The following is an 11,677-nucleotide window of genomic DNA, read 5'->3' on the forward strand; positions in this document are numbered from 1 at the left end:
ATAATAATCTTAAGTAAACTATATCATATCTTATTATGGAGGGAACACTAATGAGTGAGAACAAAACAGTATTTGAAATGATTATCGACCGAGATATCGATGCAAACATTATTTATGAAGATGATAAATTCATCGCATTTTTAGATGCGTTTCCCGTCGTGAAAGGTCATACGCTCGTCGTACCTAAAAAGCGTATCGAAAATATTTTTGATTTAGACGATGAAACAGCAAACGATTATATGAAAGTCATTCGTAACGTATCAAAAGCAGTACGTGATACGTTTAACCCTGAAGGCTTAAACGTCGTACAAAACAACGGTGAATTTGCTGGACAATCTGTATTCCACATTCACTTCCACATTTTACCGAGATATAAAGACGAACATGACGGTTTTGGTTACAAATGGGAAGACATTGAGTTTACAAAAGAAGAACGTGAACAGTTCGCTGAAGCAATTAAATCTAAACTCGATGCATAATAAGCATTCGTTTCGGGTAAGAAATATGTATGATACGTAAGGAAGTGACATAAATGGGTATTAGAAATTTTGCAGTTGGTTTTGTCGTTGGTGTTGTAGGTGGCATTTCTTTATCAGTACTAAATGCACCGCAATCTGGACGTGAACTCACAGCCTCTTTAAAATCTAATTCTGGAACAGTGAGTGCGTCAGCAAACCAAGTTAAAGAAGAAATTAATAACATTAAACAATCTGTACTTCGTGCAAAGCATGAAGCGTCTAACATTAAAGAACTAACTGACGAAGTGAAAGACTTAGTCGATAACTTTAAATCTGATATTGAACCAAATATCGATCATTTAAAAGACGACGTCGCAACACTTCAAAACACAGCGGAAGACCTTCAGCACGCATTCGATAAACCAAATAACAAATAATATGGGCGGTGATGTATTAAATGCATCACCGCTTATGTTATGTTATATTAGTGAAAGCTAAAATTTAAAGGAGTTTTAAAAGATGAAAAAACTACTCACAACAACAACGTTATCTGCAGCACTCATTTTATCTGCATGTGCAAATGATGACAATAACGCATCAAAAAGCGATAACAAAGAAACAAAATTTGGTGAAACACTCGTAAAGAGTGATGCCGGAAACGTGACAGTGGACGATGTTCTAAATTCATTTGGTATGGAAGAAGTCGCATCACAAACGTTTGAACTCGCATTAAACAAAATAATCGAAGATAAATATAAAGATGAAGTCGATATCGATAAAATTAAAGCAGATGTCGACAAAGAAATTGAAGGTTATGGTGGCGAAGATCAGTTCGCTCAACTACTCGCTCAAAGCCAACCAGGATTAACTGTCGAAGGTTATAAGCAAAATAAAATCGCAAATATATTACACAACAAATTCTTTAGTGAAAAGCTAGAAATTTCTGATGAAGATGCGATTAACGGTGCATATGACGCTCAACATATTTTAATTAAAGTCGATGAAGAAGCTGAAGACGGTAAAACGGACGAAGAAGCTAAAAAAGAAGCAGAAGACCTTCTTAAAAAAGTTAACGATGGTGAAGACTTCAGTAAGCTTGCGAAAGAACATTCTGACGACACTGGTAGTGCGAAGAACGACGGTAATTTAGGTATCGTTACAAAAGGTCAAATGGTTCCTGAGTTTGAGGAAGCACTATTCAAATTAAAACCAGGCGAAGTATCTGACGTTGTAAAAACACAGTACGGTTACCATATCATTAAGCGTCTCGACAAAAAAGCAGAAGATATGTCAGAATCTGAAATTGCAGATGCAAAATCTAAATTGATTAACGAAAAAATCCAAGAAAATCCAAACAAAATTATGGACTTCTACAAAGAATTACTCGATGAGTACAACGTAAAATTTGAAAACAAAGATATTAAAGAACAAGTTGATAAAATGATGTCACCGATTGACATTCAAGAAAAATAACAAAAACAGGCTCTATTTTTAAAAATAGAGCCTGTTTTTTGAATACAATTTTTTACTCATCAACACTTCGGTATAGCATTCTACCTTCTAACGGGAAAACGCGCTGTGTAAATGTGCCCGGTTCTACAGATTGAATGTGCTTGTCCATCATTAAAATTCTCGCATCGATATTGTCAATCATATGCAGAATTTCTGCTTCTTTAATCATCGGTGTTTTTGGAGATCCGTACTCTAATTTACCGTGATGTGCGAGTATTAAATGTTTTAGTAATAAAATATCCTCGCCTTCAATGTTCAGTTCATCTGCCATTTTTGTAATCTCTTCTGTTGCGATAACGATATGTCCAATTAAATTTCCTTCAACTGTATATGTCGTATTTACCGCACCAGATAATTCTTTGACTTTACCGATATCATGTAAAATGATTCCAGCATATAACAGATTTCTATCGAGCGTTTCGTAGATGTCACATAACGACTCCCCGACTCTTAACATCGTATAAACGTGATATGCTAAGCCAGATACGAAGTCGTGATGGTTTGTCATCGCTGCTGGAAACGTTGAGAATTCTTTACGATATTTCGTGAGTAATCCACGTGTAATGCGCTGAAGATTCGCGCTCGTAATTTTTAATGCGTAATCCATAATTTTGTCGAACAGATCATCACCGTCGATCGGTGCTTCTTTTAAAAAGTTATGGATTGAAACGTTATCGTTTTCGTTTGCCGTACGAATTTCTAAAATTTTCATTTGATTATTCCCACGGTAGTTAATAACTTCTCCTCTAACTTTTACCATATCTGCTTCTTTTAACTCTTTAATTTGTTCAGGTGTAACAGTCCATAATTTTGAATCGAGCTCACCTGTTTTGTCAGCTAGAATCAGTGTCATATATGGCTTACCCTGTTGCGTGACACCATCTTGTGCGCGTTTTACTAAGTAAAACGATTCAACACTATCTCCAGGTTGTAAAGCAGAAATTTTACTCATCGGTTGTTACCTCCTATTTTTACTATCTTGTAAAACGATTGTATTTGTCGATGGAATGCTCTTTTCTAAATTACATGTAAAGAATAACACTTGATGTTCTTCTGATTGCTTTTTAAAGTAATCTAAAATTGTTCTTGTACGTGTCTGGTCAAAGTGTACAAATGCATCATCGATAATAATCGGTAAATTATAATAGTTTTTAAGTGCTTTTATTAAGCTAATGCGTAACGCGATATATAATAGTTCTTTTGTCGACTGTGAGATTTCAGAAGGATCAAAAATTTGACCGTTACTATGCTTCACTTTAATGATGTTGTCTTCATACATCACATCGATATAGCGTTCTTTTGTAATATATTCAAAGATTTTTCTCGCTTCTTCAACGACGATTGGAAGACGCTTGTCTTTGATCGCTTTAATGTGTGCTTCGATTAACGTCTTAATATACATCAGTGACATATAATCGACAGCGCTCGTTTCTATACTATTCTTTTCAAGTTCGTATTGATGACGGAGTACTGAAAGTTGTCCGTTTTTTTCAAGATGTTTAATGTCTTGTTCGATTTTTGCAAGCATAGTTGTCTCTTCGTCGATGTCATTTTCATAGTTTTCGATCATCGTATTAAGCGCTGTTTCTTCGTCTCTTAAATCAGCTGTGTTGAATTCAGATAATTGCTGTCTTCTTTCTAAATCGAAGTTTTCTTCTGTTAACTTGTTATTGAGCTCTTTGAATCGTGCTTCATTCTCTTTAAATTCTGTAAACATTCGGCCGTAGTAATAATATTCGTCCTCATCATCTGCTCCGACATAATTAAAGAGTTCCTTCATTTCTTTTTCTGCAACGTAATTACGATTATCAATGACGTCGATTTCGTTTTCAAATAAGTTAATTTGCTCTCTTAAGTTATGATATGTCGATTTATCTTTTAATAGCTTTTCGAGCAGCTTATTCGTTTCAAAGAAAATTGAATTAATGTGGAAATCGATACCGTATTTTGAAACTTCTTCTCTAACTGAATTACTAAATTGCGTAATATTACTATCAATTGCTTCGATGCGTGTATTCAGCTCATCGATGTTACGTCTCATTTGTTTGATATTACGAATCGTATATATCGTATCGACGATTTGAGCATTTTCTAATTCATCGCTAACGTATAATTTCTCTTTAACACGAGCAAGATCTCGCTTTAACTGATCATTTGTACTATCTAAAATCGAACGTTTTTCTTCTAAACTTTCTAGTTTAATTTCATCTGATAACTTTTTATTCATATGACGATCGACTTCGTTCATCATCTCACGTGCATCATAATAATCGAAGTTTAAATCGTGCGCTTCTTTTTTCTCTTTAATTTGTTGTTTAAGCTTTTCAAGGTCTTGTTCGTATTCATCTTTTAAATGATCGTCTTCTTCTTCAGTTTTATTGAGTTTTAATAAGAGTAATGATAATAACCCAACGACGATAAATATAATACCGTATATATTTTGGTTACTTATAAAGATAAACGACAGACCAATTAGCATGAGTATGACACTCATCGAGATAATAACTGTGCCTTGAGTTTTATTACGTGCTTCTCGCTTTTTCTCTTCTTCAAAGTACTTATCTTCAATTAAATGATAGACGCGTTCTTTTTCTTTAAGCTCATGTTCTAAGTCTTGAACTTCAAGTTTTGCACGTATTCTTTGATTTGAAATTTGAGTGTCAGAGAAACTTTCTAGTTTTTTATCCGTCTCTTTAATTTCATCTTTTAACTGGGCGATTGAATTATTATAAAATTCGCTTTCCATTTCGATTTCATCGTGACGGGAGAGTAAACTTTGAACATTTTCTCTCACGATGTTTGAATCATCTACATCTAAATGCTCTTCTTGCCAACCGATATCGTTCATCGAGCGGTGAATTTTTTCTTCGATCGTTGCGACTTCACTTTGTAAACGTTCGAGTTCAAGCAGTTCATGTTTAATATTTGGCTCTTCTTTACTCAGTCTTTCTAAATAATTAAGTGTGTCTTCTTCTGGTAACACGACTCTATTCTCTTCTCGGATGAGTGCTTCGAGCTTTTCTTGACGGAGTAATTTATCTTTTTGACCCGTCGTTAAATGGTTTTTAAGCGCTTCATAACGCTCAATCCCTTTTTCTGGGAATAAGACTGGTTCGACATCGATTTTATTTGCTAAACTTTGCCACTCTTTAATTTCAGGATGATACATAATTTCTTTCATCTTATTTTTGAGTTGCTGTTTAGTACTATTTACCGAGTGTCTTTTACGTTCGATACTTTCGATAATTTTATGCTTTTCACTCACGAGTGATTCATATGTCTCTTCATACGACTCAAGCTCTGCGATTTTTTCAGTCATATTGCTTATCGAATCAATTTTTACGTTAATATCTGGTTTTGTACCGTTACGTTTATATAGCTCGTCAAGCTTAGTGTTAATTGCGTTAAGCATGTCTTCATATTTATTAGAACCGAGTGCACCTGCACGCAGTAAATAATCTTGAAGGTCTTTTTCGGTTAAGTTTTTGTTAATATCTTGTAGACCGAGAACATCAAACGAGAATATCGAACGATACATTTCTTTATCGATATAATTTAATTTTCTCTTTAGCCAATCTTCGCTTCGTTCTGTACCGTCAGCCATCGTAATACGTACGTCTCCAGCTGACTTATTACCTTTAATACGTTCAATAGTTACCGGTCCAACTTCATCGACAAACTGAACGATTAGTCGCCCACCATAGGCGTTACCAAGTCTCGGTTCACGTCTTGGTTCGCCTTCGTTTCGGCGCGGGAACCCAAATAAAATCGAGTGAATAAACGACATCATCGTCGATTTACCCGCTTCGTTTTCCCCAAACACTTGGACGAAATCATGTTCAATTTTAAAACTTTTATCGATGATTTTACCGTAACCGTATATATCTAATCCTTTAATTTTCATATTGTTACTTCCTCATGAGTAGTTTTAAACGTGCTTCACCAAGTTCTAGTAGCTTTTCTTTGTCGATATCTTCCATTGGTGGTAAAAATTTATTAACTTTCGGGTCCATATATAACGTGTTTAACGCTGTTTTATATAGATCATCGTCATCTTTAAATGAATTTTTTATATCCGTGAGTAGTGCGTTTTGATCGGCATTTTCTTGTTCGATATATAGTCGGTCAATCCACACAAAGTCTTCGACATCTCGTTCATCTTCTTGTAATAGAGATAGTATTTCGTAATAGTCGTTACCACTAATGTCTTCTTCTCCGTCATAATAGACCGTCAATTCGATTACACGACTACCTTCTTTACGGAGTTTGTTTTTATATTCCGTGACTGCACGATATAACTCATCACGGTAAATATTATTGACTTCAAGATCATAGCGTTCAAACTGAATATCTTCAACACTGACAAATGTACTATATAAATGAACGTGGTCTCCGGATACGATATAAAATCCTTTTTCTCCTGTTTCATTCATATGACGCCCTTGAATGTTACCTGCATAATTTATAAGCGGCATATCTGATAGTTCTTGACGCTGATGTATATGCCCAAGTGCCCAGTAATGATAGAGTTTCGAACGTAAGTCTTCTAAAGTAAATTCTGTATATCGTTTACTCTTCGTATTCGACTTAGAATACGTTCCGTGTAATATACCGATATGAATACCGTCGTTTCGATTATTTACTGGATAATGATCAATTTTATTTTCGTATGTTTCATCGTGTAAATAACTAAATCCGTGTAAAAAGATTTTCTCGTTATCTTTACTCATCAATTGATATGTTTCGATGTTTTCTTTAAATACATGAACCGTACTTGGCCAACTCGTCTTAACGTTATGATCAAGTGGGTCATGGTTACCGTGAATCATATACGTAAAGATTCCGTTATCTTCTAAACGTTGAAATTGTTCTTTTAAAAATATTTCTGATTTTAATGTTCTGTTTTTTTGGTCAAATACATCTCCAGCAATAATGATAAAATCGACTTTCTCTTTAATTGCATAGTCGATCATACGTTTCGTTGCGTTGTATGTACTTTCCATTAAACGATCAACAATGTGTGGCGGCAATTCACTTCTCGACTTAAACGGGCTATCGAGATGTAAATCAGCGGCGTGGATAAATTTAACCATCGTTCACCTCACCTTTCTTTTCATACATTATACCAAAAAACGACAAAAGAGGCATGGGGTCTAACCCTTGCCTCTTGAGAGATTATATTCGTTTAAAAACCTATAAACAATCTACTATAATTTACTCATTCACTTTGTATAGTTCTTCGATTGGTTTCATAATGACGCGGTTTAAGTCTTGGATTAACATACTTAATTTTTGCTCCGCTTCCATTAATTGTTTAATGTTTTCATCTTCTTCTACTGATTGTGCTGTTTGCTGTGCACGCTCAATATCAGAATCTAACATTTCTTCCCCTTGCATTTGTTTTAATTGAAGTTCCATTTGAACTTCTCTAAATTCATCGAATAATTTTTTTGAATCTTCATTTTCATTTACCGCTTTATAAAAAGATTCTAATGCTTTAAATTCTTCAGATTGTCTCAAAGCACTTTCAAGCGCATTTGCTTGATCATATACATTTACCATGGAATTCTCCTCTGTATTTAAAATTTCATATTGATTATAATATCATACGTCTAATATAAAATAAAATGATACGGTTACACTATTAACGGAACGAGAATACCTTGTAAAAATCCAACGATTCCTCCAAGTACATATCCGAGTAACATAATCATTTGGAGTTCTTTTCTCGCAACTTCAAACACTAAAAATTCGAGTGTTTTTATGTCAAAACTATCGATTTGACGTTTAATCACTTCAGCTAATTTTAAATGTTTTACGATACTTGGAATGTACTTTCCAAGATAATGCGTGATGTTGTCTCTTAAACGTAGTTTTCCTGAAGATTTAAACGTTTGAAACATCGTCTCATTTAACTGAGCGATTGGTCTATCGAGTAATTCTTCTAAATTCATTTTGCGTTTAAAAATTTCCGCTGCACTATGTGTCGCTTTTTCTTGATCAATTTTAGAGATATATTCGCTCGGAGATTTTTTTATAAATTTATCATACTCTCTTACGATGAATTCTCGTTCAATCGATTTCATGTCTTCATGACTTAATAGCTTCACTAACTCCCCTTGTACACGAGTTGCAAGGGAGTCTTTCGGTACGACATATTTTAACGCACGCTCGAGTTTACCTCTATTTTCGATAAAATCATCAATCATCGTATATATATCTTCGTAACCTTTATCGGATGTTAAATAAGTAATGATTTTTTCGTTAATCACAAGATGTAAATTATTGACTTCTTTGTCAATCGTCTCTTTTGCGTCATGCGGAATCAACGATTCAATTGACCTGTTCATAAGTTCGTCACTCGACGTTTTTATCTTCGAATCAATTTCTTGATATAAAAATGATAATATTTTCTCTTTTAAATTTGGAGATATTTTATTTAACACGTCACCGATTGACACGTTTTCTTCTTCAATCGTTTGAATTTGGCGATCGATGAATAAATCCATAAACTTTTGTGATTCTTTACTTTGTAGTTTTTCTACAAAAACTTCCGGTGTTAATAAATAGCCTGTAATTATATTTCCAAGCTTTTTAGATGCCTCATCTCTACGCATCGGAACAACACCAGGCGTAAGTGGGATGCGTTTCCCAAATATATGTTTTGCTTCATACGGATGAAATAACATTTTAATCGCTATCGTGTTCGTTATTCCACCGATTAACGCACCGACAATTGTCGTTATTATAATCGTCGTCACAGACATTCTTATACCTCCTTAAAAAAAGAACACCTAAGTGTAGGTGTTCGACATATTATTCTGAAGTTTTTTGTTTGAAGAATGTCACTGCTTGACGCTCTAGGTAAGACGCGTGTTCTGCCTGATTGTCAGCATTTACGACGCGGTAGAGATCGTTCATTTTGTTTTTCTCTAATCTCCATCCGTCTTTTTCTTCTAATTTCTCCCAATATAACATTTCTTTGTTATATTGTGGATAGTGAGCATTACCGCGAGATAATACTTGAGCAAGTTCTAGTGGGTCTCCACCGAAAGTACTTGTTAAAATGTCGCTATCTCTGAATAATGCACAAATTGAAACACATGTTGTCCAGTTTGGAACTATTCTTTCTTTTTCGATTTGTACGAGTGTCTTTTTAGAAAGACCGACTGTTTGACTCATTGAATCTTGAGTATAGCCAGCTTCTGTTCGTACTATTTTGAACTTCTCCTGAATGACCTTAGTAAAGGCTTTTTTGTCCATAACTAAAATTCTTCCCTTCATTTATACGTTAAACTATGTGTTAACGTGTGTTTTCCTCATTCGACTCGAGGATATTAACATCCCATTTAGCAGTCGCACCTTTTAGTTGAACAAAGTTTAAACCGATTTATAAATCTTAAAGTAAATCTTCGCAACGATGAATGAAACTGGTAGGATAATATTTAAAATGACATACAATATAATACTGTCAACGTTTGATGAGAATTCTATATACATGAATTTCATCGTAGAAACACATTTTAGTACATAATGTAGTGTAAATGCAATTAAAACGCATGTTATTCATATAATTTTCTAATGAATTTCAAATTAATACGTCTTTTTATTTTATAATTATGCCATTTTGTTTTCTGTTTGTTAATACCTATCGTGCTATTTTATTATATTCCTTTTTAGACGTAAAAGTAAAATAATACATATGTAATCTCAATTAAAAAGTGATAAAATTTATATCTAGATTATTTTTGTTCGAGGTGCTTAAATGCAAACGATTAAACAAAATATTAAAAAAGCACGCCACGGTGCAGTGCTTTCTATTTGTACATATATTTTTTTAACAGTCGTTAAAATTACCGTTGGTTTTTTCGATAAGTCCGATGCGTTAATCGCAGACGGATTAAATAACTTTACTGACGTGATTGGATCGACAGCGCTATTTATCGGTTTAACAATCGCTTTAATTCCAAGAGACGATAACCATACGTATGGTCACTTTCGTGCAGAGTTAATTGCAGCGTTAATTGCAAGTTTCATTATGTTTGCGGTCGGTATACAAGTCATTATACAAACGGTTATTAAATTTATTAATAATGACTTCGCTGAACCGAGTACGACGTCGTTATATGTATCTCTGTTTTCAATGATTGTAATGTTTATCGTCGCGGTCATTAACTATAAACTTGCAAATAAAGTCAACAGTGTCGCGTTAAAAGCTGCGAGTATCGATAACTTCCAAGACGGCATGGTATCTCTTGGTGCTGCGATTGGTATCATTGGAGTATTACTTGGTTTTAAAACACTGGATACAATTGCGAGTTTTTTAATCGGAGCGTTAATTATATACACTGCGATTATTATTTTTAAAGAAACCGCAACGACATTAACTGACGGATTTAATAGCAAAATATTGAATCAAATGAAGACACTCATCGAAGATGTCGACGGTGTCATAGACGTTGTAGATATTAAGGGTCGTTCTCACGGATTTATTTATTTTATCGATGTGACAGTCACTGTCAATCCACATTTAAACGTGATAGAAGGACATAAAATTACCGAACACATCGAACATGCTATGTCCGACGCATTCGGAGATACTGAAACAATCGTTCATATAGAACCTGCAGTTATAAATTAATAATGTGATGACGAATCGCATAGACGACAGCTTGTGTACGGTCAGACACTTCGAGTTTATTTAAAATATGACTCACATGTGTTTTGACCGTCTTTTCACTTACAAATAGCGTCTCCGCGATTTCTTTATTACTTTTACCAAGTACCATCTCTTTTAACACTTCTAATTCTCTAGTTGATAATACATTTTTTTGATGTGGTAATTGCCCTTTAGATAACATTAACTCCACATCAGGATGAATCACCTGATCTCCATTTGCAACTCTTCTTAATGATTCGATTAAATCATCCGCATCCATTTCTTTAATTAAATAGCCGTCTGCTTTTTTATTTAATGCAGGACGTACGTACTCTTCTGACGTGTAGCTCGTTAATATAACGACTTTTAATTTTGGAAAATCTCGCTTAACGATTTCTAATACTGCCATACCGTCCATTTCAGGCATGACTAAATCGAGTAATACTAAATCTATCATTTTATGATTGTCTTCTAAAAACTGAATTAACTTCGCACCACTATCGACATCTTTAACGACTTTTAAATCTTCTGTCGTACTAAGTAAAAACTTCATACCTTCACGCACGACTGCGTGATCGTCAGTAATTACAATATTCATAGTTATATCCCCTCTATTCAATCGGTATCGTAAAGCGAATCGTCGTACCATGCCCTAGACTAGATTTAACACTAAACAACCCACCGAGTCGTTCGACACGTGCTTTCATATTTTTTAGACCGTGTTGGCGCGTAACTTCTTTCATATCAAATCCGTCACCTTCATCTCTTACAACGACAGAAAACACACCTTCAGAAACGATAATTTTTACATCACTCTTATTTACATTCGAATGCTTGCTCGTATTATTTAACGCTTCTTGAATGACACGAAATACTTCGATTTCACTGTTATCTGGCAACTGATAAAATCCATCGATATCAATCGATAATTCAATATGAATGAGCGCTGCATATTCTTTTAACGCGTCGACGAGCCCGTTTTCTAACCCAATTGGTTTTAGCTGCCAAATTAATGCTTTCATTTCATTCATTGCATATTTAGACGTCG

12 protein-coding genes are annotated in these 11,677 nt (G+C 34.4%); 4 read left to right on the forward strand and 8 right to left on the reverse strand.

Features of this window, described 5'->3' with window-relative positions; genetic code table 11:
* Positions 1-50 precede the first annotated feature (50 nt).
* From HMPREF3029_RS06505 to HMPREF3029_RS06515, 3 genes are all read left to right on the forward strand, one after another.
* Positions 51-479, forward strand: coding sequence for an HIT family protein (locus tag HMPREF3029_RS06505; protein WP_070710213.1), 429 nt, complete (start codon positions 51-53; stop codon positions 477-479).
* Between the two features lie 53 nt (positions 480-532).
* A complete protein-coding gene (locus HMPREF3029_RS06510; RefSeq protein WP_070710214.1) occupies positions 533-895 on the forward strand; it encodes a YtxH domain-containing protein in 363 nt (120 codons plus the stop codon).
* An 82-nt stretch (positions 896-977) separates the two neighbouring features.
* Positions 978-1,931, forward strand: coding sequence for a foldase protein PrsA (locus HMPREF3029_RS06515; protein WP_070710215.1), 954 nt, complete (start codon positions 978-980; stop codon positions 1,929-1,931).
* Positions 1,932-1,983: 52 nt separating this feature from the next.
* Here the strand turns inward: HMPREF3029_RS06515 and yhaM are convergent, their stop codons facing one another.
* The 6 genes from yhaM to HMPREF3029_RS06545 form a co-directional block, all read right to left on the reverse strand.
* Positions 1,984-2,922, reverse strand: a complete 939-nt coding sequence (gene yhaM / locus HMPREF3029_RS06520; RefSeq protein WP_040929039.1) for a 3'-5' exoribonuclease YhaM — start codon at positions 2,920-2,922, stop codon at positions 1,984-1,986.
* 6 nt (positions 2,923-2,928) lie between these two features.
* The gene (locus HMPREF3029_RS06525) at positions 2,929-5,874 is read right to left on the reverse strand and encodes an ATP-binding protein (protein WP_070710216.1); all 2,946 of its coding nucleotides are present in this window, start codon (positions 5,872-5,874) and stop codon (positions 2,929-2,931) included.
* A 4-nt stretch (positions 5,875-5,878) separates the two neighbouring features.
* Entirely contained in the window at positions 5,879-7,063 is a 1,185-nt protein-coding gene (locus HMPREF3029_RS06530; RefSeq protein ID WP_068130637.1) for a metallophosphoesterase family protein, read from the reverse strand.
* 121 nt (positions 7,064-7,184) lie between these two features.
* On the reverse strand, positions 7,185-7,532 hold the full coding sequence (locus tag HMPREF3029_RS06535; RefSeq protein ID WP_040929034.1) for a YlbF/YmcA family competence regulator: 348 nt from the start codon (positions 7,530-7,532) through the stop codon (positions 7,185-7,187).
* A gap of 74 nt (positions 7,533-7,606) precedes the next feature.
* A complete protein-coding gene (locus tag HMPREF3029_RS06540; protein ID WP_070456210.1) occupies positions 7,607-8,737 on the reverse strand; it encodes a DUF445 domain-containing protein in 1,131 nt (376 codons plus the stop codon).
* Positions 8,738-8,786: 49 nt separating this feature from the next.
* Positions 8,787-9,233, reverse strand: a complete 447-nt coding sequence (locus HMPREF3029_RS06545; protein WP_040929032.1) for a helix-turn-helix transcriptional regulator — start codon at positions 9,231-9,233, stop codon at positions 8,787-8,789.
* A gap of 502 nt (positions 9,234-9,735) precedes the next feature.
* Between HMPREF3029_RS06545 and HMPREF3029_RS06550 the strand changes: the two genes are divergently transcribed.
* Positions 9,736-10,611: a cation diffusion facilitator family transporter gene (locus HMPREF3029_RS06550; RefSeq protein ID WP_070710217.1), complete on the forward strand. Its 876-nt coding sequence runs from the start codon at positions 9,736-9,738 to the stop codon at positions 10,609-10,611.
* On the opposite strand, the gene HMPREF3029_RS06555 is transcribed toward HMPREF3029_RS06550, so the two are convergent.
* A complete protein-coding gene (locus tag HMPREF3029_RS06555) occupies positions 10,601-11,227 on the reverse strand; it encodes a response regulator (protein WP_068130646.1) in 627 nt (208 codons plus the stop codon). The genes HMPREF3029_RS06550 and HMPREF3029_RS06555 overlap by 11 nt on opposite strands.
* Positions 11,228-11,240: 13 nt before the next feature.
* The coding region (locus HMPREF3029_RS06560) for a sensor histidine kinase (protein WP_246830709.1) at positions 11,241-11,677 on the reverse strand (437 nt) is incomplete at its 5' end.

Origin of the sequence: Nosocomiicoccus sp. HMSC059G07, assembly GCF_001815515.1 — a bacterium.
In the GTDB taxonomy this organism is placed as follows: Bacteria; Bacillota; Bacilli; order Staphylococcales; family Salinicoccaceae; genus Nosocomiicoccus; species Nosocomiicoccus ampullae_A.